Consider the following 23,467-nt stretch of genomic DNA (forward strand, 5'->3'; position numbering starts at 1 on the left):
CCTTAAGATGTGTAGAGACCCCTGTAGGTATCGCGCAGCAGGTTCTTCTGCACCTTGCCCATGGTGTTGCGCGGCAATTCGTCGACGAAGATCACCTGCTTCGGGTGCTTGTATTTTGCGACGCGTTCCGCGATGGCGCCGAGAATTTCGGCTCCGGTGATGTTCGAAGCCGGCGACCGCACGACGACAGCGGTGACGCCTTCGCCGAAATCGGGATGGGCAACGCCGATAACAGCGCTTTCGCTCACGCCGTCAAGCGCGTCGATCTCGCTTTCGAGCTCTTTCGGATAGATGTTGTAGCCGCCGGAAATGATCAGATCCTTGCCGCGGCCGACGATGTGGACGTAGCCGTCGGCGTCGACGATGCCGAGATCGCCGGTGATGAAGAAGCCGTCGGCGCGGAATTCCGCCTTGGTCTTTTCCGGCATGCGCCAATAGCCGCCGAAGACGTTCGGGCCCTTGACCTCGATCATGCCGACCTCGCCCTGAGCGAGCGGCCTGCCAGTGTCGGGATCGGCAATGCGAAGCGCCACACCCGGCAAGGGAAAACCGACCGTGCCGGCACGCCGCTCGCCGTCATAGGGGTTCGAGGTGTTCATGTTGGTCTCGGTCATGCCGTAGCGTTCGAGGATCGCGTGGCCGGTTCGCTCACGCCAGGCCTTGTGCGTCTCGGCCAGCAGCGGCGCCGAACCGGAAATGAACAGGCGGATACTTTTCGCCGCCTGACGGTCCAGCCCGTCCTGCTGCAGCAGGCGCACGTAGAAGGTCGGTACGCCCATCAGAGCAGTGGCTCGCGGCAAAAGCGAGACGATGCGGGCCGGGTCGAATTTCTGCTCGAACAGCATCGAGGCGCCGGCCATCAGGACGACGTTGGTGGCAACGAACAGACCATGGGTGTGGAAGATCGGCAGCGCGTGGATCAACACGTCGTCGGCCGTGAAGCGCCAGTGGTCGACCAGCACCCGCGCGTTCGAAGCAAKGTTCTCGTGGCTGAGCATGGCGCCCTTCGAGCGGCCCGTCGTTCCCGAGGTGTAGAGGATCGCCGCGAGATCGTCCTTGGCCCGCACCACGTCGTGGAAGTCCGCCGGCAATCGCGAGGCCTGATCCGTCAGCGATCCCTCGCCATTGCGGCCGAGCGTGATGGTGACGGCGCCCGATTTTTCCGCCAGTGCGCCGATGTCGGCCGCCCTGGCCGGATCGCAGACGACCAGGCGTGGTGCTGCGTCGCCGAAGAAGTACTCCAGCTCGGCCAGTGTGTAGGCGGTGTTGAGTGGCAGGAAGACGGCGCCGGCACGCAGGCAGGCGAGATAGAGCAGGACAGCTTCGGGACTCTTCTCGACCTGCACGGCGACGCGATCGCCGGGCTCGACATCCAGTTGCAAGAGCGCATGCGCGAGCTGCGCCGACCGCGCCAGCATATCGCCATAGGTCAGCGAGCGGCCATCATCGGTTTCCATCAACAGGCGATCGGGCGCCGGCATCCGGGAACGGAACGCGTCGAACAGATCGTTGCTCATGAAGTCTTCCCGGGGATAGTAGAGACGGCGGCGCCGGGCATGCTTTGGCATGCATGGGCGGCGAAGAGTTCGCGGTTCTTGGCCGCGTCGTCAAGACCCGCGGACACGTGTCTGCCCGTGGCGCCTATGGGCTGCAGGGATGGCTGCAAAAGACTGCCGGAGCCGACGCTATCGCCGGGCGCGTGCCGCCTTGCCGGCGACCGACTTCAGAGGCTCACTTTGCCTGATGCGTTCCATGCACATGGCAGCGGTCAGCTGGTAGTGATTGATCAGTGCTTCGACGGCGCCGTCGGCATTGCCGTCCAGCGCACATTCGGCGATCCGGCGATGCTCGCCGAAATCGTCGCGCTGGGCGCTTTCGCTGTCACTCGCCATTTGCCGGTAGCGGTAGGCGTGATCGGAAAGCTGCTCGCAGAATCCCACCAGCCATTGCGACCGGCAGGCCGAAATCAGGACCCGATGAAACACGCGGTGCAACTTCTCCCAATCCGGATTGAGCGACGAGAGATCCTGTGGCGAAAGACGTGATGCACGCCCCAGGCGATGCAGCGCCAGTACGAGTTGTTCTTCCCATTCGGCGGTGCGGTGGGCGATCGATTCGCGAAGCGCCCGCTCCTCAAGCCAGCAACGGGTGCGCGTCAGCTCTTCGAGCTCCGCCGCGCTGACCGGCATAATGAAGAAGCCGCGCTGGTCGTGCCTGCCGAGAAGTCCTTCCGAGGCGAGGCGATTGAGAGCCTCGCGGACAGGGGAAGCGCCGGCTCCATATTTGGAAACCACCCATTCGACCCGCAGCTTGCTCTCGGCTTCAAGAACTCCACCGAGAAGGTCATCCCGCAATTGGTGATAGACCGTGCTGGCAAGCGTGCTCTTGGGCCCTGCGCCGTCGTCGTTCAGATTGGCAGCTCCGTATGTCAAAGCGACTCCTTGTCCCCAAATTATGTTTGGGCAATTCGAGTCCGAAGCATCCCCCTTCGTACACGTACCATATCGCGTCTGGCCTCGGAGGCTCAAGCAGAAGATCACGCTATTGTACTTAAGCACGAAGAAATATACGGCATTTTGCCGTTCAGCGATGCAAAGTCGCGTATTTCTACAACCTTCGGAAACTTAACGTGTTTTGTATGCACGCAGGATCATCTGTTCTTGTGAGCACGCGCGATCGGCTTTTCTGCCGCGCGCAAAAGACGGACCGAATCAGGCGTCTCGTCCAGGCTCGATGCTTCGCGAATCAGATTCTGACGGACCCTGCTGGGCATGAGAGCCGTTGGCGGCCAATTGGACTTGAAGACAGGATTGGCGTCGTGGATCAGCCGGCTGCCTTGTCGGCTGCCGTCCTGATCGCCTGGATGTTTTGCCGGTAGGCGTCGACGCTGCCGCCCTTGAAGATCGCGGCGCCTGCCACCAACACGTCGGCGCCGGCGGCAGTGACCAGAGGCGCGGTTTCGGCTGACACACCGCCGTCGATCTCGATGCGGATCGGCCGGCTGCCGATCAGCGCCTTGACCCGCTTCACCTTGTCGACGATCGCCGGAATGAAAGCCTGGCCGCCGAAGCCCGGATTAACGGTCATGATCAGGATCAGATCGAGCCGGTCGAGCACATATTCGACCGCACTTTCCGGTGTTGCCGGATTGAGCGACACGCCGGCCTTCTTGCCAAGGTTCCTGATGGTCTGCAGCGAGCGGTCGAGATGCGGCCCGGCCTCGGCATGCACCGTCATGCCGTCGCAGCCAGCGTCGGCGAAGGCGGCCAGATAGGGGTCGGCCGGCGCGATCATCAGATGGCAGTCGAAGAAGGCCTTGGTACGGTTGCGGATCGCCTTGATCACCGGCGGGCCAAAGGTGATGTTGGGGACGAAATGTCCGTCCATGACATCAAGGTGAATCCAGTCGGCGCCGGCAGCCACCACCGCTTCGACTTCATCGCCGAGCCTGGAAAAATCCGATGCCAGCACCGAGGGTGCAATCAAGGTTTTTTTGCTCATGGGCGCGGCCTTTCCGAGCGCCCTTCTCATCCGGCCACTCAATCGACTGCCTAATGCGCCGCAGGTGACTTGTCGAGTGCACAGGCGGCTGGCTGCACAGGCTACGTGCCGCCGATGTCGGCTGCCGGTGCCCCCGGTCCAAACAAAACCCGCCGGATTGCTCCGGCGGGTTTCTGGTTGTGTCGCGCGGACGGTTACGGCTTCAAGTTCTGGATGTTTCCAGCCGGATCGCCCTGCTGTTGCTGGTCAGTTTGCGTCCTGCGCCGCGGAAGCAGCTGCTGCAGGACGTTCGGATTCAGCAGGCCTGGTTCCAATTGGCCACGGATCGGCCTGCAGTTTGGATAGCGCCCAATCGTGCCTTCCGGGCAGTGCCGCCTGATGATCGGCTGGCACTGGCCATTGATCATCTGCGAGCCCGGTGCGCACTCCTCCACCTGCGGCCTGGACCTGCGGCATACGCCGTCGATCACCTCGGTCCCGCGCGGACAGACACACTCGCCGCGCTTGTTGTGGACCTGGCCGCGTATGTCGCACTGCTCCACCGGCGGCTGTTTGCGCCGGCAGGCATTGCCTTGCACCTCGGTACCCCTCGGGCAGACACAATTGCCGTTGGCGTCGTGGACCTGGCCACGGATGGTGCATTGCTCGGGCTGCGGCCGGATCGGTCGGCAGGCATTGGCCCGGACTTCCGTACCTTTCGGGCAGACACAATCGCCATCGGCATTGTGGACCTGGCCACGGATGGTGCACTGCTCGGGCTGCGGCCGGATCGGACGGCAGGCATTGCCCCTGACTTCCGTACCCTTCGGGCAGACACAATCGCCATCGGCATTGTGGACCTGGCCACGGATGGTGCACTGCTCAGGCTTCGGCCGGATCGGACGGCAGGCATTGCCCCTGACTTCCGTACCCTTCGGGCAGACGCAATCGCCGTCCGAATTGTGGACCTGACCGCGGATCGTGCACTGCTCAGGCTTGTCGGTCTTGACGCACTTCCCGTTTTGAAGCCCGGTTCCGCGTGGGCAGACGCAACGTCCGTCCTGGGTGCGGATCTGGCCTTCGAGCAGCACGCAGGGCCGCGGCTTTGGCTCGACGATGACGCCACCGTCGGGCGAGCACTGGCCGTTACGGAAGGTGGTGCCTTGCGGGCAGACACACCTGCCGGCGTCGTTCATGACGAAACCTGGCGAGCACTCGTTCTTCACCTCATGTGTGATGGTGAAGGGATGGCACGCATAGGCCTTGCCACGATCGCCCGGGACATTGGCCTGGTCGCCGGGGAGCATGTCGCCGCCTTGCACCCGGGTGTCGGGAGACAGGACGCCGACGCAGTTCTGGCCGCTGACATTGCCCTGCAGATTGGCCAGGCGGCCGTCGTCGGGAATGACCACGGTGACTTGGTGCACCTGGCTCTCCCCGGCGCCGAGCGTCAGGTTGGCAATGCAGGACAGTGGCAAGGTCGCCGGTTCCGGCGAGCAGCCGAAAGGCGGATCGATCGAGGTGATCGCAACGCCGTCCAGCCTGCCGAGACCTTCGACGCCGATCGCATCACCGATGCGAACCGGACCGGAGAAGGGGCTCGTCCCATCGTTCGTGATGGTGATCTCGAACGAGCAGGGCTGGCCGAGCTTGCATTCGCGGTCGCCGGTCTTTTCGACGCGGATGGTCGAAGAGCCGCCGCCCTTGGCACAGGCCTGGCCGATCGGATAGACAATGTCGTCGCCGGGGGCCGGACCATACGAACCCCGCGCGCAGTTCTCAAACTCGCCGTTCGCCGAAACCGTCACGTCGAAGTGGCGGCTGGTTCCAGGTGTCATGACGGCACCGGGAATCTGGCACGACAGCGTATTGGCCGGAACCGGTCCGCACGCCCATTCAGCGCCGTCGGGGGTGACGGTCTGGATCTGGACGGGCGCGCCGCCCGCCACCAGCGTGGCGGCGTCGTTGACCCGCACCGGCCCGGTGGGGGCAGCCGTACCGGCATTGACGACGGTGATGCGGCAAGAGACGACTGCGGCACCGGCCAGCGAGCCATTGCACACCTTGGTGATGCGCAAGGCTGGCTTGCCGCCATTGGGATGACGGATGCGTTCCTTGGCGCAGGCCTTGTTGTTGGTGAGGTCGGTTTCACCAGGGATGGCCTTCACCTCTGCGCAGTTCTCCACCGTATCGGACTGATAGCCGGCCGGCATGACCGCCTTGACGAAGATCGGTGTCGAGGCGCCCGGTGCGAGCGAGATGCCCGCATTGTCGCAGCGGAACTGGCCGGGGCCGGTCGGGCCGCATGTCCATGGCGGGGTCGGGCCGAAGGTCGAGGAGGCGGGCGCGCCGCCTGGATAGCTGTCTATCACCGTCAGCGGCCCATTGTAGGTGAAGGTGCCGTTGTTGATGATGTCGATCACGAAGGTGCAGATGCCGTCGGCCGTGCAGACCTTGGTGCGGGCACGCTTCTTCAGGATCAGGTCGACCTTCTTTTCGACCGGTGGCTGGCAGTTGCGATCACGGTCGCCACGCCGGCAGATCGGGATCGAGGCGCAGCCGCGATCGTTCGACTGGCTGCCGAACAGCGGCTTGCCGCTGGCCGAATAATCGTAGGTGGCGCAGTTGCGCAGCACGCTGCCTTGCCAGCCGCCAGCCGGCTTGAAGCCGAGCTTGAGGTCGACGAAGGCTCCCGGATTGAGCGTGGTCACCGGATAGGTGCACGTCATCGGGGTGGTGCCGGGTACGCAGACCCAGGGCGGATTGGGCCCCGAATCGAGCGTCGAGCCGGCCGGCAGCGTCACCTCGTCGAGCACGATCTTGCCGTGATAGGCACCGGTGCCGACATTGGTCACCCTAATGGTGAAGTCGCAGCCGCCGCCCATCGTGCAACGCTGGACTTCGGCACGCTTTTCAACCTTGAGGTCCGGCTCCTTGTCCTTGGGCGGGCATCTCTGGTCGCGCGGGATGACGATGTCGATGGTCTGCGTGCAGCACAGGCCCCAGCCTTCCTCCGGGCCGGCATAGGTTTCGATGCCGGTGACGATGAGGTGGATGACATCGCCGGGTGACGCGCCAACGATCTTCCAGTTGAGCACGCCGCCGCCCGCCGGCACCAGCTGGGTGTCGGGGATGATGGTGATGCCGGGTGTTGTCGTCGACACCTGCACCCATTTGCCGCCCATCTCCGGGCCGACCGGCATGTGGTAGATGAAGGCGCCGCCACCGGGCACGCAATCAACCGTGCCGCGCTCCACCTTGAAGCATTCCTTGCCGGGAGGCGGCGGTGGCGGATTGCACTTGGTGACATCGATCTTGATCGAGGTCTTTTCGCCGGTCTTGATGTCGCCGTCGTCGGGCTTGCTCGGATCCTGCGACGGGATGATGATCCCCGTGCCGGCTTCCGGCGTCACCTTGATCATGCCCTGGTTGTCGACGATGGTCGGCGAAGGAAACGCCGCATGGTCGATCTTGGCCGTGATCTGGAAGGTGATGACGCGCTCGTTGGGAGCGCCGACGCCGTCGAGATCGGAGGCGGAAATCCGGAAATCGGAAACCGTCGCCGTGTCGTTGGGATTTGCCGATGTGCTGATCGTTGCACCCGGCAGTGGTCCGCCGGCCGCATCCGTGCCGTCGCCGGACACATTGACGTTGACGATCTCAAGGCCGTGCGGAAGCTGGTCCTTGAAGTCGAGCCGGGCCTTTTTCAGTCTGGCCGCGAAGCCAGGGTCGGCAAAACCCTGCGGGTCGCCGCGCAGGCCGAAGCTCAGGGAATAGACGACATAGTCGCAGCCTCTCTGGGTGCCCTTCTTGGTGAAGAAAGGCACGACCCGGCCCGGTTCCGGATTGATGACGCGCGGATTGTCGAGGTCGAGTCTGGGCTCCGTAATGACGGTGTAGACCTCTTCGGCGAAGCCTTGCACCGGGGTCAGGGTGGCGACCGCGATACCGGCCGCCATCAGCCAGCGCGCGCCGCGCCTGGCGAGTGACAGGGGTTTCATGATCGTCTCCAAGACGGTTGACTGCTTTGACTGGTTGCTCGTTGCGAGCGGGGAAAGTGCGAGATTTTTCATCTTCCCCTCCTCAACGTTCGCAGCTGACGGCTGGGGTTCTGAGCGGCAAAGTCATCTTGCAGCAAGGGTAGTAGCCACCCTTGTCCTTGTCGGACTTCCTGTAGAAGCAGAGCCCAACATCGACTGTGTCGCCCGGATAGTGGCCGGTGATGCCGATCGTGTATGGCGTGCCGGGCGCATGCGACATGGGGGAAGTCACCCCGACGCCTGGCGTCCTGGACTGGGCCTTGATCGAATCGCCGCCGAAGCCGGCATGGTCATGGAGATAGAGATCGGCCTCGAGGCCGGAAGGCGTGCAGTAGTACTGGACGTCCTCGACATCGAGACAGGGAGGCAGATTGCCGGGCGGTGGGAAGTCCGGCGGGTAGAAGGGGGGCAGATAGCCGCCCGGGATTTCTTCATAATAGCCGGCGCGACCTTCACAGGGATGCCAGACCGCGACGTCGCCGACATGGCCTTCCACTTCGGGATCTTCGAAATAGCCGTCGAAATCGACGAACCAGGAGCCGAAGGGCGGCACGTTGGCCGGCTTGACCAGGTCCTTGGGCGTGACCTGCACGCCGTGCACGGCCAGCGGCCCGCCGGCGGCGAGCTGCTCGGCGAGCGCCGGATTGTCGCGCAGCTTGTCGCCGGTGTTGACCAGCGTCTGCGTGCAGACCGAGGTGTCGAGATTGCCGTCGGCATCATAGCCATATTGCAGGTCGAGACCGCCGGCCGACTGGCGGTTGCCTTGCGGGAAGCCTACCGCATATTCCTGCGGCACTTCGACCCAGACCGATTCCGTCGCCGGATCGTCCGGATTCTCGCGCCAGTAGCGGATGACCTCGCCCTTGCCGGAATCGGCGAACTGACTGTAATCATAGCGGTTTTCGACCGGGCCGCGCTGCGCCAGGTACATGAAGCCGCTGTTGTCGAAGGCGATGTCGGTGACCGCGTAATCCTTGTCGGCCTTGACCGTCAGTTCCCAGCGCGGGTCGCCGGCAAAAGTGCCGTCGCGGGCAATGCCCACCGACCAGATTTCCGACTTTTCGCCGACCGAATAATAGAGCCGGCCGCCATGATAGGAGACGCCCCAGACGCGGCGCTCGTCTTGCGTGTAGCCCCAGCTGTCGGGGTCTTCGCTGTCGAAGGCCGCGCCCTGTATGTCCATCACCGAACCATCGTCGGCGACCGGAGCCAACCCATGCGCCGGACGCCCAGCAACGCCGTGGTCGAAGCTGTCGATCAGCCTGCCTTCGGCGTCGATGCGATGGATCAGGCCGGTGTCGAGGTCGGAAGCGAAGAACTGGCGGTGGATGGGATCGAAGGTGAGGTTGCCGATGCCGGGACCGCTGTTGGTGTCGATGTCGGCAAATTTGGAGACCTGGCCGGTGATGCCGTCGATCTTCCAGATGGTGCCCGGCCCGCCGCCGTTTTCAGTGCCGAACTGGCCATCCATGAAGGTGGCGCCGGCCGCGCCGCGGCGCTGCCGCTCCGGCCTTCCATCGCTATCGGCATCCGGGGTGACGATGCGGATGCCGTGCAGCGAGGTGGCGCCGGCATAGAGATTGGGAACGCCCGACGGAACTCCGTTGCGCACGCCGTCATCATAGGTGAGGCCGAACACCTGGCCGATCTGTTCGGCCGTCACCTCGAAGGGCGGCGGCATGGAGACGAGCTGGCCGGCGGCCGGCCCGCCGAGATGCGAGACGTCGAACACGCGCAAGGTGGCGCGCGTGGTGTCGATGAAGGTTTCGTCGACCGGATCGACGCCGGGCGGCAGGCCCTCGTCGAAATTGGGAATGATAGTTCCGGAAAATCCGGTTACCGCCATCGAGCCGGGATAGATGATCTGGGTGTCCTGCGCCCGTGCTGCGTCACCCAGCCAAAGCCCGGCAGTGAGTGCCAGCACAAGCAATCCGCCCGGATGCATGGCGCGGCGCAGGCCGCTGTTGAGAGAAGACACGAACGTGCCGCGGACGCGAGACATGAAGCTACCCCCGTTAGCCACGGGAGAAACATCCGGCGTTACCGCGCAAACCAGGGCAAGGCGCGGTGGTCCGGCACGTTCTTCCCTGATCGAATTGTCTGCTTTCCTCATCTTGACGATACGCCTGCTCTTACGCAGGGTCAACGGAATCAACCGGAAGCCCAGCGCGTCGACCTCGTCCCGAAGGCGGTGGTCGCGCCGAGCTTCTGTTGTTCCCGGAGACCTCAGAGCCTCTGGGTTAATGGTCATGGGGGCTTCCTTTCCGGGCCGCACAATGCGGCACCTGGACATCAGTCGCGGGCTGAGGTGGAAAGGTTCATGGAAGCCTTGCGCAGAATGCTTGCGCGCGATGCTGCCTGTTCTTATATACGCGCCAAGCCGTTCGGCGCCGGAATGCCGGTTGCCGGAACGGAATTTCTTGTGAACAGGGGCTTTCGTCGGAACGCCTGTACGGGTCCTGAGAGCCTGCTTAGCGGAGAGACTAGAAAAATGGCAAAAGTAATCGGTATCGATCTCGGCACCACCAACTCCTGTATCGCCATCATGGATGGCAAAGAGCCGAAGGTGATCGAGAATGCGGAAGGCGCGCGCACGACGCCTTCCATCGTCGCCTTCAGCGGCGACGGCGAACGTCTCGTCGGCCAGCCGGCCAAGCGCCAGGCGGTCACCAATCCTGAAAACACCATCTTCGCGGTCAAGCGCCTGATCGGCCGCCGCTATGACGATCCGGTGACGGAGAAGGACAAGAAGCTTGTCCCCTACAAGATCGTCAAGGGCGACAATGGCGATGCCTGGGTCGAGGCCGGCGACAAGAAGCAGTCGCCCAGCCAGATCTCGGCCATGATCCTGCAGAAGATGAAGGAAACGGCGGAAGCCTATCTCGGCGAGAAGGTCGAGAAGGCGGTCATCACCGTTCCGGCCTATTTCAACGACGCCCAGCGCCAGGCAACCAAGGACGCCGGCAAGATCGCCGGGCTGGAAGTGCTGCGCATCATCAACGAGCCGACCGCGGCCGCGCTCGCCTACGGCCTCGACAAGAAGGATGGCAAGACCATTGCCGTCTATGACCTTGGCGGCGGCACGTTCGACATTTCGGTGCTCGAGATCGGCGACGGCGTGTTCGAGGTGAAGTCGACCAATGGCGACACCTTCCTCGGCGGCGAGGATTTCGACATGCGTCTGGTCGAGTATCTGGCGGCCGAGTTCAAGAAGGAACAGGGCATCGACCTGAAGAACGACAAGCTGGCCCTGCAGCGCCTCAAGGAGGCGGCTGAAAAGGCCAAGATCGAGCTGTCGTCGACGACGCAGACCGAGATCAACTTGCCCTTCATCACCGCCGATGCGACCGGGCCGAAGCACCTGACGCTGAAGCTGACGCGCGCCAAGTTCGAGCAGCTGGTCGACGACCTCGTCCAGCGCACCATCGACCCTTGCAAGGCGGCGCTCAAGGATGCCGGCCTGAAGGCTGGCGAAATCGACGAAGTCGTCCTGGTCGGCGGCATGACCCGCATGCCCAAGATCCAGGAGATCGTGAAGCAGTTCTTCGGCAAAGAGCCGCACAAGGGCGTCAACCCGGATGAGGTCGTCGCTCTCGGCGCCGCCATCCAGGCCGGCGTGCTGCAGGGCGACGTCAAGGACGTGCTGCTGCTCGACGTGACGCCGCTGTCGCTCGGCATCGAGACGCTGGGTGGCGTGTTCACGCGGCTGATCGAGCGCAACACGACGATCCCGACCAAGAAGAGCCAGGTGTTCTCGACGGCCGAGGACAGCCAGTCCGCCGTGACCATCCGCGTCTTCCAGGGCGAGCGTGAAATGGCCGCCGACAACAAGGCGCTTGGCCAGTTCGACCTGGTCGGCATCCCGCCGGCGCCGCGCGGCGTGCCGCAGATCGAGGTCACCTTCGACATCGACGCCAACGGCATCGTCAACGTTTCGGCGAAGGACAAGGGCACGGGCAAGGAGCACCAGATCCGCATCCAGGCATCGGGTGGCCTTTCGGACGCCGACATCGAGAAGATGGTCAAGGACGCCGAGGCCAATGCCGAGAGCGACAAGAAGCGGCGTGCCGTGGTCGAGGCCCGCAACCAGGCCGAGGCGCTGGTGCATTCGTCCGAGAAGTCGCTGAAGGAATATGGCGACAAGGTCTCGGAAGCCGAACGCACGGCGATCGCAGATGCGATCACGGCGCTGAAGGCCGCGGCCGAAGGCGATGACGCGGCCGACATCGAGGCCAAGTCGCAGGCGCTTGCCGAGGCTTCGATGAAGCTTGGCCAGGCCATGTACGAGGCTTCGCAGAAGGAAGCGGCGGAAGCCGACGCCAAGGCGGATGCCGCCAAGGACAGTGACGTGGTCGATGCCGATTTCGAGGAAATCGACGAGGACGACGACAAGAAGAAGTCGGCCTGAACCGTTTGACGGCAGGATAAAGCGAAAAGCCCGGCGCAGGCCGGGCTTTTTTGCAACCCTGGCGGAAAAAATCGCTGAAAAACACGGACAGAACCGCGCCGGCCCTAGCATCCGGGCAGCACCGCTCCTAAATCGAGACAACGTGCCGGCAAACGACGCAACATATGCATCAAGACGTTGAACATCCGGACTGCGGGAAAAAATGAAAGCTGATTTCTACGAAACGCTGGGTGTCCAAAAAGGCGCCGACGAGAAGGAGCTCAAGAGCGCTTTCCGCAAGCTCGCCATGCAGTTCCATCCCGACCGCAATCCCGGCGATCATTCCTGCGAGCACAAGTTCAAGGAAATCAACGAAGCCTACGAGACGCTGAAGGACCCGCAGAAGCGGGCGGCCTATGACCGTTTCGGCCACGCGGCCTTCGAGCAGGGTGGCATGAATGGCGGCGCGCAAGGCTTTGGTGCCGGCGGCTTCGCCGACATTTTCGAGGATATTTTCGGCGACATGATGGGCGGGCGCCAGCGCCGCTCGTCGGGCGGACGCGAGCGCGGCGCCGACCTGCGCTACAATATGGAAATCTCGCTGGAGGAAGCCTACGCGGGAAAGACCGCGCAGATCCGCGTGCCAGCATCGATCTCCTGCTCGGAATGCTCGGGCAGCGGCGCCAAGCCGGGCACCCAGCCTGTCACCTGCTCGATGTGCAACGGCCACGGCAAGGTGCGCGCCACGCAAGGCTTTTTCTCCATCGAGCGCACCTGCCCGCAATGCCAGGGCCGCGGCCAGACCATCAAGGATCCGTGCCCGAAATGCGCTGGTCAGGGCCGCGTCACCGAAGAGCGTTCGCTGTCGGTCAACATCCCTGCCGGCATCGAGGACGGCACCCGCATCCGCCTTGCCAACGAGGGCGAGGCCGGCCTGCGCGGTGGGCCGTCGGGCGACCTCTATATTTTCCTGGCGGTCAAGCCGCACGAATTCTTCCAGCGCGACGGCGCCGATCTCTACTGCAAGGTGCCGATCTCGATGACGACGGCCGCACTTGGCGGCTCCTTCGAGGTGACGACGCTGGATGGCACGCAGACCAAGGTGAAGGTGCCGGAAGGCACCCAGAACGGCCGCCAGTTCCGCCTCAAGGGCAAGGGCATGCCGGTGCTGCGCCAGCCCAATGTCGGCGATCTCTACATCCAGACCGCGGTCGAGACGCCGCAGAACCTCACTCGCCGCCAGCGCGAGCTGCTGGAGGAGTTCGAACAGCTCTCCTCGCAGGACAATTCGCCCCAATCGAGTGGCTTTTTCACCCGCATGAAGGATTTCTTCGAATCCTTCGGCGAGCGCTGATGGGAATTCTAGGCAAGCCGCGTGATTTCGTGAAATGCGTCGCATCTTGAGACGCGACGAAACTTATCTTATCCACGACATGCGTCTGACCGTGCCTTGCCTTGCGCCGCTCAGATGTTAAGTAATTTGGGGGGAGCGCTGAGGAGAGCTTGCATGACACGTCCCGGACTGCGCAAGGCGCTTGCCGAAAAGTTCGACGACGAGCTCAAATTCTTCAAGGGCTGGATCGACAAGCCGAAGACGGTCGGCTCGATCGTGCCGACCAGCTCGATCACCGCCCGCAAGATGGCCTCGATCGTCAATCCGAAATCCGGCCTGCCGGTGCTCGAGGTCGGTCCCGGCACCGGCGTCATCACCCGCGCCATCTTGGCCCTCGGCGTGCGGCCCGAAAATCTCTACGCTGTCGAATATTCCACCGACTTCGTCCGCCACCTGCGACAACTCTATCCCGGCGTCAACGTCATCGAGGGCGATGCCTTCGACCTCAACGCCACGCTTGGCGAAAAGAGCGGGATGATCTTCGATTCCGTCGTTTCCGGCGTGCCGCTGCTCAATTTTCCGGTGGCCCAGCGCATCGCCTATATCGAAAGCCTGCTCGACCGCATCCCGCCCGGACGGCCGATCGTGCAGCTGACCTACGGGCCGATGTCGCCGATCCCGGCCGGCCGTGGCGACTACACGGTCAAGCATTTCGATTTCATCTTCCGCAACATCCCGCCGACGCAGCTGTGGATCTACCGGCGCGAGGCGCATTAGGGCGACCTGAATTTCGACTTTGATTGTTGGGCAGGTGCGTTGATTTGAGCGGCCTCTGGCTGTACCTGTCCGGGAACAAGGTTGGCCAATGGCAGTGATCCCGAAAATCCTCGTCTTCGCCGGCTCGGTGCGCAGCGGCGCCTACAGCGGCAAGACCGCCGACGTGGCGCAAAAGGAGCTCGCCATGCAAGGCGCCGAGGTGACCCGCATCTCGCTCGCCGACTATCCCCTGCCGATCCTCGACGAGGATCTGGAAAAGGAAAAGGGCGTTCCCGTAAATGCCCTGAAACTTGGCCGTCTGGTCATCGCCCATGACGGGCTGCTGATCGCCACGCCCGAATATAACGGCTCGATCCCGCCGCTGCTCAAGAACACGATCGACTGGGTGAGCCGGGTGCGCAGGGATGGCAGCCGGACGGTCAGGCCGCTGGCCGGCAAGGTGGCTGGCCTCTGCTCGTCCTCCAACGGGCACTTTGCCGGGATCCGCTGCATCAACCATCTGCGCGCCGTGCTGGTGCGTTGCCAGATGGAGGTGGTGACGCCGGAATGCTCGGTGCCGGAAGGCGGCAGCGCCTTCGACGAGGGCGGCAATTTCCGCGACGAAAGACTGTACAAATCGATGGAGCACCTATGCCGCACGCTGATCGAAACCTCGCGCATGCTGTCGACCCGGATCGAGGCGTAATCGTCGACACCATGCGGTCAGAATCCACCCAGGCCCCATCGATAAAGGCCAAATCCATGCAGGAGAGACTGATCGTCGGCCTCGACGTACCGACCGTGCAGGAGGCCGAACAGGCGGTGCGCGTACTCGACGGCGTCGTTTCCTTCTACAAGATCGGCTATCAGCTGGCGTTTGCCGGCGGGCTCGACTTTGCCAGGGAACTGGCCAGCGGCGGAACAAAGATCTTCCTCGACATGAAGCTGCTCGACATCGACCACACGGTGGCCAAGGGCGTCGAGAACATCGTCAAGATGGGCGTGACCATGCTAACCATCCACGCCTATCCAAAGGCGATGGCGGCGGCGGTGGAGGCGGCCAGGGGTAGCGGCCTTTGCCTGCTGGCGGTCAGCGTGCTGACCTCGATGGACGAGCAGGACATGATCGACGTCGGCTATGAATATGACCCGCACACGCTGGTGCTGCGGCGTTCGGAACAGGCGCTGCATGCCGGCATGGGCGGTATCGTCTGCTCGGCCGCGGAAGCGGAAGCGGTGCGCCGCATCGTCGGGCCCGACATGGCGGTGGTGACGCCCGGCATCCGGCCGGCGGGTAGCGACCATGGCGACCAGAAGCGCGTGGTGACGCCGGCACAGGCGATCCGCAACGGCGCCAGCCATCTCGTCGTTGGCCGGCCGATTGTCGCGTCGGCCAACAGACGAGAAGCGGCCGAAGCGATCATCGCCGAAATGCGCTCAGCGTAAGCAACAGGGAGAAGAAGAATGCCCAAGGGATACTGGATCGCCCGCGTCGATGTGCGCGATGCCGAAGGCTACAAGGAGTATGTCGCCGCCTCGAAACTGGCCTTCGACCGCTTCGGCGCGAAATTCCTGGCGCGCGGCGGTGCGCATGAGTTGGCCGAGGGTGTCGGACGCGCACGCAACGTCATCATCGAGTTCGAATCGCTCGCCATGGCGCACGATTGCTACCACTCGCCGGAATACCAGCGCGCGGTCGCCATCCGCCAGAAGGTCGCCGACGGCGAGATTGTGCTCGTCGAAGGTATCTGAGGGCCATCGACCAGAACTGACGGAGCTCAGACGAAGTGCTGACGGTCCTCTTCGCTTGACTCCGCCCCGCCAAGCCGAGCACTCCGATAAGATGGTGCCCTGAAGGCCAGGCAGTTTCACTATGCCCTGGCCGACGGGCGGAGCCGTTCGACAACGACCGCCACATGGCCGGCCCATCCAACAATCTACTGCCGAGCCAGAGTCGCTTTCGCCCAAGGTGAAAGCGACCGGGTTGGTTGCCAGTTGACATGCAGGTATTTACCTGCATATTACACCTCGAAAGCAACGAGTGAGGCGGATGGACGCTGACAAGGTTTTCAAGGCGCTGGGCGACCCGACACGCAGAAGGCTGCTTGACCTTCTTTGCGAGACGAACGGGCAGACGCTCAGTCAGCTTTGCGAAAACCTGGACATGGCAAGGCAATCCGCCACCCAGCACATCGACCTGCTGGAAGCGGCGAACCTGGTGAGCACGGTCAAGCGCGGCCGGGAAAAACTGCATTTTGTCAACCCCGTGCCGCTGCACGAAGTCTACGAGCGGTGGGTGCGGAAATTCGAACGGCAGCGGCTCAGCCTGCTGCACGATCTGAAGCAAGAACTCGAAGGAGAGGACCAATGACCCGAGAGACAACCAGCTTTGTCTACGTGACCTACATCAAATCGACGCCGCAAAAAGTTTTCGAGGCCATAACCAGGCCTGACATTGCGAAACGCTACTGGGGCCATGAGAACGTCTCCGACTGGAAGCCGGGATCGACATGGGAGCATATCCGCGCCAATGACGAGCGGACTGTCGAACTCGTCGGCAAGGTCGTCGAGATCTCGCCGCCGACCCGTCTCGTCATCACCTGGGCGAACGCTTCGCAGGCCAACGATCCCACGCAATACAGCCGGGTGACGTTCGGCATCGAGGAATACGACACCATGGTGCGGCTGACCGTCACCCATGACGAACTCGAAGCCGGCAGCGGCATGGCGAAAGGCGTCAGCCAGGGGTGGCCGGCGGTGCTGTCCAGCATGAAATCCTTCCTCGAAACCGGCAGCGGCATCGACCTTTTCGCCAAGCCGAAATCGGCCTGATGCCCTGCGATATCATGCAGAACCAGGCCAGTGGAGAACGACAATGACCAAGCGCTATATCGGCGGCTGTGCATGCGGCGCGATCCGCTATGAAACCAGCGGCGAGCCCATCTTCCAGAACCACTGCCAGTGTCTCGACTGCCAGAAGCGTGCAGGCACCGGCCACGGATCCTATCTGACCTTCGGCCGGCGCGCCGACATGAAAATTGCAGGCGTGGCGACCACCTGGCGTGTGAGAGGTGACAGCGGCAACGAAAAGGTCCACGCCTTCTGCCCGACCTGTGGAACGCCGGTCTACCTGACATTCGTCGCCATGCCGGACCTGATTGCGGTCAACGCGACCAGCCTTGACGACCCCGGCCAATTCGATCCGCAGGTGGTCACATACGCCATCCGCGGCCATGCATGGGATACGATCGATCCCGCGTTGCAGAAATTCGAGCGAATGCCGGGATAGCGGGTTCGCCCCGGGCTGTCATGTCATGTCGGGCGCTCGTCGCGGGCGCTTGCGCCTGTTGGCGGCGCCCCGAGCATTTCCGGATGCGCTGCCGCGCCGTTCAAATATGGTGGTTTTGGCCGAGCAGCCGGCTGGCCGCGGTTTCGGCCATGGCGTCGGCAAGCTCGAGATCCCATTGCTGGCGGCAGTAGGCGCGGAAATCGAAGCAAGGCAGGCCGGGGCAGACCTCGAACTCGATGAGGTGGACCGTGTCGTCGGCCTCGACGCGAAGGTCGATGGAAAACACGTCGCGCAAACCGAGCCCGCTCATCAGCCGCTCGGCGATCGCGCGAACCCTGACATCGGCGATCGGCTGGCTGTCGGCGACCGCAACCAGCTCCGGTTCGGCATAGTGCCCGGCCGCCTTCGCCGCCTCGCCGGTGTCGCCGTAAAGCGCCAGGCTGTCCGCCATGGTCTGGAAATCTGCGCCTGAATCGACAAAGGCCACGCCAAGCGCTTCGACCCCGGCGCCCGGCACCAGGCCGAGGAAACTGGCGCGCACGTTGCGGCCGGCAACGTAGGGCTGGACGACGACATCGTCGCGATAGGCCGCAAACACACGCCGGCTAAGCTCCAGTGCGTGGCCGAGATCGCTGATGCGCGAATCCGCCCATATGCCGATCTTGGCGCCAAGCCGGTTGGGCTTGACGAACCAGCCGGCGGCCGACGCAGGCGGCTCCACCAGCCATTTGCCGTCACGCGCAAGACCGGCCTGCGGCACCGGCAGACCGAGCGCGCCGAGCACCACGCCGGAACGGAACTTGTCCTGGCAGAGCGCGAACAGCGCATCGTCGGCGCCGATCGTCTTGAACCCGCCGAGCCTGGCCAAGGCGGGTGCGGCGCCGCCTCGGAAATAGGCGATGCCGTCGGTCAGCGTCCAGACCAGTGTCGTGCCGGGATGCTCGCCGGTGAGCACGCCTGCGGCATCGTCGAGCGCCGCCGGCGTGAACGACAGGCCGCGCGCCTGGCAAGCAGCGGCAAGCGCATCGAATTCATGGGCGAGATCGGTCGACTGCGCCAGATAGGAGGCGATTTCGGCAGCACGCTCCGGTGCGTGGCCGTCGGCGACGAGACGGTCGAAGCAGGCTTTTTCCGGCTCAAGGACGAGGATCAGTCTTGGCGTTTGGCTCGTCATGGATTTGCATGGTTTTCCAGCGATGGCGTTGCCTACCATCGCATGGGAAGCGCAATCGGCTGCCGCGAAACCGACCGGGTCGGGCGGTTACGTGACAACGCAACCGCCGACCGTGTTCAATCAGGCGATCAGCACGCGCGGCTCGAAACGGCCGTTGACAGGGATGTCGAGCAGGAAGGTCATGCCCGCCTGCGGATCGAGCTTGCGCTGCTTCTCGTCCTTGCCCTTCCAGGCGGATGTCACCGCCAACCGGTCGGCGTTCTTGCCGACAAAGGCCGGACAGGATGGCTGTGTCACCGGCATGGCGACGGACCGCAGCAGCGTGCCGTCAGGAGCATAAGCCTTGACCACTTTGCCGCCCCAGACGGCGTTCCACAGCACGCCGTCACGATCGACCACCGAGCCGTCGACATAACCCTTGGACGAGCGGTGATCGACGAAAACTTTCGGCTCGCCGGTGGGCAGGCCGGTCGCCGGGTCGCAGTCGACGCGCATCAACAATCCGGTCGAGGTGTCGGTGTAATAGGCGAGCCCGCCATCTTGCGAAAAGCATATCGAGTTGGAGACTGTGATGTCCGAAAACAGGCGGCGCAATTCGCCCTTGAAGAACCAGTAGATGGAGCCGGCGCCCTTTTGCTCCGTCTTGCCCATCGTGCCGGTCCACAGGGCACCACAGGGATGGACGCGGGAATCGTTGGAGCGGGTGGCGGGATTGTCGGCCTCGATCGGCGTGTGCAGGCTCATTGTGCCGGTCGCGACATCGCGGACATGAAGCCCGGTCTCGGTGGCGATCAGCTGGCGCTGGTCGTCGATGATGGCGATGGCACTTGCCATCTGGCCAAGCTCGTGGATTTTCAGCGCGCCGCCGGCCACGGGCTTTTCCAGAAGCTGGCCGTTGACGATGTCGAACCAGAACAGCGCATCGGTGACTGGATCGTAGCTTGGCCCTTCGCCGAGCTGGCAGATGTGGTCGGAAAAAACCGAAACGATCGCTTCGCTCATCATGCTTCTCCGAACACCGCATCCCAGGCCTCGACGGCGGCATGCGCGCGCGCAGCCACCTCGTCGACGCTCATGCCAGGCTTGAACAGGCTGGAGCCGAGACCAAACACCGTCACCCCCACCGCCTTGTAGCCGGCAAAGTCCTTCTCCGAAACGCCGCCAACCGCGCCGACCAATGTCTGCGCCGGCAGCACCGCCCGGATCGCGGAAATGCCGCTGGCGCCGAGCACGCTCGCCGGGAAGAATTTCAATGCCGAAGCGCCGAGCCGGATCGCCTGGAAGGCTTCGGTGGGCGTGAACACGCCGGGCATGGTGACCATGCCGTGATGCATCGCACGCGCCATCACTTCGGCATCGATGTTGGGGCTGACCAGTAGCCGCCCGCCGGCCTTGTGCAAGCCATCGACATCGGCTGGCGTCAGCACCGTGCCGGCGCCGACCAGTGCCGTTTTCGGCAGCACTTCGACAATCCGGGCGATCGACGAAAACGGCTCCGGCGAGTTGAGCGGCACTTCGATCGCCTCGATGCCCGCATCGAACAGCGCCTGGCCGATCGCGATCGCTTCGACCGGCTTGAGTCCGCGCAGGATGGCGACCAGGCCGCGCTTGAGCTTTGGGAAAGGTGCGGTCTGGCTCATCGGGCTGCTCCGGTTCTGGCGATCATGCCGTTCTCGCGTGCCGCTTCGATGAGCCCGGCACGCACAGCCTCGTCGGCATCGACGGTGCGGACCTCAAGTCCGGCAAGGCCGAGTGCGGTCTGGTAAAGCGCTGAAAGCGCACCGGACGCCACCAGCACGACAGGTTCGGCGCCGGCGCCATGGCGGCGGCTGGCCGAGGCTATCTCGCCACCGATCAAAAGGCCGGACAGGCAAGCGGCGGCATCATCGGCTTTTAGATCCTGCAGCAGGCCCGCGGCACGGATGGAAAACAACCTTGAGGTGACATCGCCGGCCTCGGCCAGTGCGGTTTCGCACCAACTGCGGAAGAATGGATTGCTAGGGGTGACCGGCTTGGGATGTTCGCCGAGCGAATGGCGCAGGATCGAGTGCGTGGCAAGCACCGAAAACAGCTCGCCGGTCGGCCAAGTCCCGAAACCGGCAACCGCGCCATCCTCGACCAGCACCCATTTCGAATGGGTGCCGGGCATGCAGACCAGGTGGCGCCCCTTGGCCGGCAGGCCGGCGCCGGCAAGCTGTGTTTCCTCGCCACGCATCACGTCGGGCGCATCGATCTGGCGCTGGGCGAGGCCCGGCACGATGCGGACATCGCGGTGCTGGCCGGGTACCCGTGCCGCACCCGCCAGGATGGCGCTGAGGGGCGCCGGAACGGTGACATAGGGCGCCTCGAGCCAGCCCTGGCGAGAGCCGGCCATGCCGCAGATGATGACAGGGAGCGTCTGCGGCGCGGCCATGGCCGCCAGATGCCCTTCGAGAATGGTCGAAAACCCCCTTTGCTGGGCGGTGATCAGGCCGTCATCGCCACGGCGTTCGGCGAGGACCTTGCCACCCTTGTCGATCAGCCAGACCCGCATGCGGGTCGTGCCCCAGTCGACGACGGCTACCGCCGGCGCGTTGCCGGCAAACCCTGGGCTCACAGGAAACCTCCATCGACGATCAGCATCTGCGCGGTCAGCATGCGCGAGGCATCCGAGGCGAGGAACAGCACCGTGCCGACGATGTCGTCGGGCTGCATCACCTGCTTGATGCACTGCTTGGCGACATGGGCGGCAAGCGCCTGTTCGGTCACCCAAAGCTCCTTCTGCCGCTCGGTGATCACCCAGCCGGGCGCAATGGCGTTGACGCGGATGCCGTCGACGCCAAGCTTGCCGGCCAGCCCCTTGGTCAGACCGAGGATGCCGGCCTTGGCGGCGGTGTAGGCCGGCATGTCGGGGTGGTTGATCAGGTAGGACGTCGAAGTGAAGTTGATGATCGAGCCGCCGCCGGCCCGCTTCATGCCCGGCGCCACCGCTTGCGCGGTGAAGAAATGCGGCCTGAGATTGATCGCCTGGTTGTTGTCCCAGAATTCCACCGTCACGTCTTCGACGGCGTGGCGCTCGTCAAGCGCCGCATTGTTGACCAGCACGGTGACATCGCCATGCGCGTCGGCCGCCCTGGCTGCGGAGGTCCGCAAGGCCTCGACGTCGCGCAGGTCGGTCTTGAGATACAGCGGCCGGCGGCCGAAAGATTTCTCGATGCGGTCGGCAAGGACAGTGCTGGGGCCGTCGGCGATGTCGATGAAGGCGACATTGGCGCCCTGGCGCACAAAACCCTCGGTCAGTGCCGCGCCAATTCCGGAGCCGCCGCCGGTGATCAGCACCGAGGCCCCCTCGAGGTCGGCAAAATGCGCCGATGGCATCATATTTTTTTCTCCCTGCGCATGACCCCGACAGTATCCTTTGCGCGTCCTGAAGGACGCGCGGCGCTGTTGTCAGGCCGGCGCGCATCCTAGCCAGACACGTCGTGCGGGCAAGGGCGAAACGACGGATTGCGGGCTTATGTCAGACAAAACGACAATGCGCCGCAGCGGACGCACAGCTGCCCCACAGGGATTGCGGGGCCGCTTCGAGCTAGCCGGTCAGATCGCGTTGGCGCGCAAGGCGCCGCGGAAGGAATCGCGGAGGTAGCCAAGCGTGGCATCGGCATCGACCGGTTTGCCGAACAGATAGCCCTGCCCGCCGGCGCAGCCGAACTGGACGAGGCGGTCGGCCTGCGCCTCCTGCTCGATGCCTTCGGCGACCACGTCCATGCCGAGCCCCTCGCACATGGCGAGAATGGCACGGATGATGTGTTCGGACGGGCGGTCGTCGAGAATGGAAGAGACGAAGGCGCGGTCGATCTTGAGCTTGTCGAAATGAAATTCGCGCAGGCGGCCGAGCGAAGACTGGCCGGTGCCGAAATCGTCGAGCGAAACGCGGATGCCGACGCGGCGCAGATCCTCGACGATCTTCTCGGCCGAGGCCGGATCGTTCATCAGGCCGGTCTCGGTGATCTCTATCTCCAGCCGGCGCGGATCGAAGCCGGTGCGCTCAAGTATCGCCAGAATGTGCAGGCCGGTGTTCTGGTCGACGAGCTGCGAGGGCGACAGGTTGAAGGACAGGAACAGGTCCTTCGGCCAGCTCCTGGCCGCCTCGGTCGCCTTGCGCAGCACCAGCTGCGACAGCGGGCCGATGATGCCGCGCTCCTCGGCGATGGGAATGAAGACCGTTGGCGGCACCGAGCCGAGATCGCGATCGGTCCAGCGCGCCAACGTCTCGAAACCGATGGTGCGGCGCGTGTTGAGGTCGACGATGGGCTGGAAATGCGGCTCCACCTCGCCGGCCGAGACAGCGCGGCGCAGCGCCTGTTCGATGCGGGTGACGCGCTTGGCCGCCTCTTCCATCTCGCGGGTGTAGACGACGACGCGGCCACGGCCGGAACGCTTGGCGTGGTAGAGCGCAGTCTCTGCCTTGTTGATGAGGATCTCGGTGGTCTCGTCGCCCGAATAGAACAGCGAGCAGCCGACCGAGGCCGAAAGCCTGGCGGTGCGTTCGCCGACATCATAGGGTGCCGAAAGAATCTCGATCAGCATGCGGGATTTCTCAGCCGCCGCCTCCTCGCTGAACACCATCGGGTAGAGATAGGCGAATTCGTCGGCGCCGATGCGGCAGACGGTGGAATGGCCGTCCATCGAGGCGCGCAGCCGCATCGCGACCTGGATCAGGATATCGTCCCCGGCCTTGTGGCCGAACAAATCGTTGATCGGCTTGAAGCCGTCGAGGTCGAGAATGCCGACGGTAAACGGCGCCGGGTCGTCGGCACGGTCGCTTATCAGGCGATCGACCTTGTCGAAGAAGCGGCGATGGTTGCCAAGCCCGGTCAACGGATCGGTGAACGCCAGATCCGTGCTCTCCCTGTTTGCCTGACCGGTGCCAAACGAAGTTTGCATCGGTATCCCTGTTTTGTGACTTCGGAATTTAGCTTCAGATTGGCAGCAAACCCTTTAGGAAACGTATCCCCAAATCGATTAT

At 63.8% G+C, this 23,467-nt stretch carries 20 protein-coding genes; 9 read left to right on the plus strand and 11 right to left on the minus strand.

Going from position 1 to position 23,467, the window contains the following annotated elements; translation table 11 throughout:
- Positions 1-2: 2 nt before the first annotated feature.
- The 5 genes from AC1DZP_RS13245 to AC1DZP_RS13265 all read right to left on the minus strand — a co-directional run bounded on the left by AC1DZP_RS13245 (position 3) and on the right by AC1DZP_RS13265 (position 9,522).
- Positions 3-1,517 (minus strand): malonate--CoA ligase, encoded by a 1,515-nt coding sequence (locus AC1DZP_RS13245; protein ID WP_477302851.1) that lies wholly within the window; start codon positions 1,515-1,517, stop codon positions 3-5.
- Between the two features lie 168 nt (positions 1,518-1,685).
- Positions 1,686-2,432, minus strand: coding sequence for a GntR family transcriptional regulator (locus tag AC1DZP_RS13250; protein WP_477302853.1), 747 nt, complete (start codon positions 2,430-2,432; stop codon positions 1,686-1,688).
- A 391-nt stretch (positions 2,433-2,823) separates the two neighbouring features.
- Complete coding sequence (gene rpe / locus AC1DZP_RS13255) at positions 2,824-3,501, minus strand: ribulose-phosphate 3-epimerase (RefSeq protein ID WP_477302855.1); 678 nt, start codon at positions 3,499-3,501, stop codon at positions 2,824-2,826.
- A gap of 194 nt (positions 3,502-3,695) precedes the next feature.
- The gene (locus AC1DZP_RS13260) at positions 3,696-7,553 is read right to left on the minus strand and encodes a DUF7929 domain-containing protein (protein ID WP_477302857.1); all 3,858 of its coding nucleotides are present in this window, start codon (positions 7,551-7,553) and stop codon (positions 3,696-3,698) included.
- 10 nt (positions 7,554-7,563) lie between these two features.
- Entirely contained in the window at positions 7,564-9,522 is a 1,959-nt protein-coding gene (locus AC1DZP_RS13265; protein ID WP_477302859.1) for a hypothetical protein, read from the minus strand.
- Positions 9,523-10,011: 489 nt separating this feature from the next.
- On the opposite strand from AC1DZP_RS13265, the gene dnaK reads away from it, so the two are divergent.
- From dnaK to AC1DZP_RS13310, 9 genes are all read left to right on the plus strand, one after another.
- Positions 10,012-11,928, plus strand: coding sequence for a molecular chaperone DnaK (dnaK, locus tag AC1DZP_RS13270; RefSeq protein ID WP_095083681.1), 1,917 nt, complete (start codon positions 10,012-10,014; stop codon positions 11,926-11,928).
- Between the two features lie 202 nt (positions 11,929-12,130).
- Positions 12,131-13,261: a molecular chaperone DnaJ gene (dnaJ, locus tag AC1DZP_RS13275; protein WP_184872869.1), complete on the plus strand. Its 1,131-nt coding sequence runs from the start codon at positions 12,131-12,133 to the stop codon at positions 13,259-13,261.
- A 153-nt stretch (positions 13,262-13,414) separates the two neighbouring features.
- Positions 13,415-14,017 (plus strand): phospholipid N-methyltransferase PmtA, encoded by a 603-nt coding sequence (gene pmtA / locus AC1DZP_RS13280; RefSeq protein WP_477302861.1) that lies wholly within the window; start codon positions 13,415-13,417, stop codon positions 14,015-14,017.
- Positions 14,018-14,105: 88 nt separating this feature from the next.
- Positions 14,106-14,702, plus strand: coding sequence for an NADPH-dependent FMN reductase (locus tag AC1DZP_RS13285; RefSeq protein ID WP_457150880.1), 597 nt, complete (start codon positions 14,106-14,108; stop codon positions 14,700-14,702).
- Positions 14,703-14,713: 11 nt separating this feature from the next.
- Positions 14,714-15,442, plus strand: coding sequence for an orotidine-5'-phosphate decarboxylase (gene pyrF / locus AC1DZP_RS13290; RefSeq protein ID WP_477302863.1), 729 nt, complete (start codon positions 14,714-14,716; stop codon positions 15,440-15,442).
- 18 nt (positions 15,443-15,460) lie between these two features.
- Positions 15,461-15,748 carry a DUF1330 domain-containing protein gene (locus AC1DZP_RS13295; RefSeq protein WP_457150881.1) on the plus strand — a complete coding sequence of 96 codons (288 nt, stop codon included), beginning with the start codon at positions 15,461-15,463 and terminating at the stop codon, positions 15,746-15,748.
- A 298-nt stretch (positions 15,749-16,046) separates the two neighbouring features.
- Positions 16,047-16,367 (plus strand): ArsR/SmtB family transcription factor, encoded by a 321-nt coding sequence (locus AC1DZP_RS13300; protein ID WP_477302865.1) that lies wholly within the window; start codon positions 16,047-16,049, stop codon positions 16,365-16,367.
- On the plus strand, positions 16,364-16,828 hold the full coding sequence (locus AC1DZP_RS13305) for an SRPBCC family protein (protein WP_477302867.1): 465 nt from the start codon (positions 16,364-16,366) through the stop codon (positions 16,826-16,828). Before AC1DZP_RS13300 ends, AC1DZP_RS13305 begins: the two co-directional genes overlap by 4 nt.
- 43 nt (positions 16,829-16,871) lie before the next feature.
- Complete coding sequence (locus AC1DZP_RS13310; RefSeq protein WP_477302869.1) at positions 16,872-17,285, plus strand: GFA family protein; 414 nt, start codon at positions 16,872-16,874, stop codon at positions 17,283-17,285.
- 100 nt (positions 17,286-17,385) lie between these two features.
- Here the strand turns inward: AC1DZP_RS13310 and AC1DZP_RS13315 are convergent, their stop codons facing one another.
- From AC1DZP_RS13315 to AC1DZP_RS13340, 6 genes are all read right to left on the minus strand, one after another.
- A complete protein-coding gene (locus AC1DZP_RS13315; protein WP_477302871.1) occupies positions 17,386-18,459 on the minus strand; it encodes a D-alanine--D-alanine ligase family protein in 1,074 nt (357 codons plus the stop codon).
- A 120-nt stretch (positions 18,460-18,579) separates the two neighbouring features.
- The gene (locus AC1DZP_RS13320; RefSeq protein ID WP_477302873.1) at positions 18,580-19,461 is read right to left on the minus strand and encodes an SMP-30/gluconolactonase/LRE family protein; all 882 of its coding nucleotides are present in this window, start codon (positions 19,459-19,461) and stop codon (positions 18,580-18,582) included.
- Positions 19,461-20,099 (minus strand): 2-dehydro-3-deoxy-6-phosphogalactonate aldolase, encoded by a 639-nt coding sequence (locus AC1DZP_RS13325; RefSeq protein ID WP_477302875.1) that lies wholly within the window; start codon positions 20,097-20,099, stop codon positions 19,461-19,463. The genes AC1DZP_RS13320 and AC1DZP_RS13325 overlap by 1 nt, the downstream gene beginning before the upstream one ends.
- A complete protein-coding gene (locus AC1DZP_RS13330; protein ID WP_477302877.1) occupies positions 20,096-21,055 on the minus strand; it encodes a 2-dehydro-3-deoxygalactonokinase in 960 nt (319 codons plus the stop codon). Before AC1DZP_RS13330 ends, AC1DZP_RS13325 begins: the two co-directional genes overlap by 4 nt.
- On the minus strand, positions 21,052-21,819 hold the full coding sequence (locus tag AC1DZP_RS13335; protein WP_477302879.1) for an SDR family NAD(P)-dependent oxidoreductase: 768 nt from the start codon (positions 21,817-21,819) through the stop codon (positions 21,052-21,054). The genes AC1DZP_RS13330 and AC1DZP_RS13335 overlap by 4 nt, the downstream gene beginning before the upstream one ends.
- A gap of 216 nt (positions 21,820-22,035) precedes the next feature.
- Positions 22,036-23,385 carry a putative bifunctional diguanylate cyclase/phosphodiesterase gene (locus AC1DZP_RS13340; RefSeq protein WP_477302881.1) on the minus strand — a complete coding sequence of 450 codons (1,350 nt, stop codon included), beginning with the start codon at positions 23,383-23,385 and terminating at the stop codon, positions 22,036-22,038.
- Between the last annotated feature and the right edge of the window lie 82 nt (positions 23,386-23,467).

Source organism: Mesorhizobium sp. P2_F8, from assembly GCF_056403655.1.

Excerpts from the sequence above, each read along its gene's own strand:
- rpe (WP_477302855.1), bottom strand. The coding sequence starts at position 3,501 with ATGAGCAAAAAAACCTTGATTGCACCCTCGGTGCTGGCATCGGATTTT.
- AC1DZP_RS13260 (WP_477302857.1), bottom strand. The coding sequence starts at position 7,553 with ATGAAAAATCTCGCACTTTCCCCGCTCGCAACGAGCAACCAGTCAAAG.
- AC1DZP_RS13265 (WP_477302859.1), bottom strand. The coding sequence starts at position 9,522 with ATGTCTCGCGTCCGCGGCACGTTCGTGTCTTCTCTCAACAGCGGCCTG.
- dnaK (WP_095083681.1), top strand. The coding sequence starts at position 10,012 with ATGGCAAAAGTAATCGGTATCGATCTCGGCACCACCAACTCCTGTATC.
- dnaJ (WP_184872869.1), top strand. The coding sequence starts at position 12,131 with ATGAAAGCTGATTTCTACGAAACGCTGGGTGTCCAAAAAGGCGCCGAC.
- pmtA (WP_477302861.1), top strand. The coding sequence starts at position 13,415 with ATGACACGTCCCGGACTGCGCAAGGCGCTTGCCGAAAAGTTCGACGAC.
- AC1DZP_RS13285 (WP_457150880.1), top strand. The coding sequence starts at position 14,106 with ATGGCAGTGATCCCGAAAATCCTCGTCTTCGCCGGCTCGGTGCGCAGC.
- pyrF (WP_477302863.1), top strand. The coding sequence starts at position 14,714 with ATGCGGTCAGAATCCACCCAGGCCCCATCGATAAAGGCCAAATCCATG.
- AC1DZP_RS13295 (WP_457150881.1), top strand. The coding sequence starts at position 15,461 with ATGCCCAAGGGATACTGGATCGCCCGCGTCGATGTGCGCGATGCCGAA.
- AC1DZP_RS13300 (WP_477302865.1), top strand. The coding sequence starts at position 16,047 with ATGGACGCTGACAAGGTTTTCAAGGCGCTGGGCGACCCGACACGCAGA.
- AC1DZP_RS13305 (WP_477302867.1), top strand. The coding sequence starts at position 16,364 with ATGACCCGAGAGACAACCAGCTTTGTCTACGTGACCTACATCAAATCG.
- AC1DZP_RS13310 (WP_477302869.1), top strand. The coding sequence starts at position 16,872 with ATGACCAAGCGCTATATCGGCGGCTGTGCATGCGGCGCGATCCGCTAT.
- AC1DZP_RS13315 (WP_477302871.1), bottom strand. The coding sequence starts at position 18,459 with ATGACGAGCCAAACGCCAAGACTGATCCTCGTCCTTGAGCCGGAAAAA.
- AC1DZP_RS13320 (WP_477302873.1), bottom strand. The coding sequence starts at position 19,461 with ATGAGCGAAGCGATCGTTTCGGTTTTTTCCGACCACATCTGCCAGCTC.
- AC1DZP_RS13325 (WP_477302875.1), bottom strand. The coding sequence starts at position 20,099 with ATGAGCCAGACCGCACCTTTCCCAAAGCTCAAGCGCGGCCTGGTCGCC.
- AC1DZP_RS13335 (WP_477302879.1), bottom strand. The coding sequence starts at position 21,819 with ATGATGCCATCGGCGCATTTTGCCGACCTCGAGGGGGCCTCGGTGCTG.
- AC1DZP_RS13340 (WP_477302881.1), bottom strand. The coding sequence starts at position 23,385 with ATGCAAACTTCGTTTGGCACCGGTCAGGCAAACAGGGAGAGCACGGAT.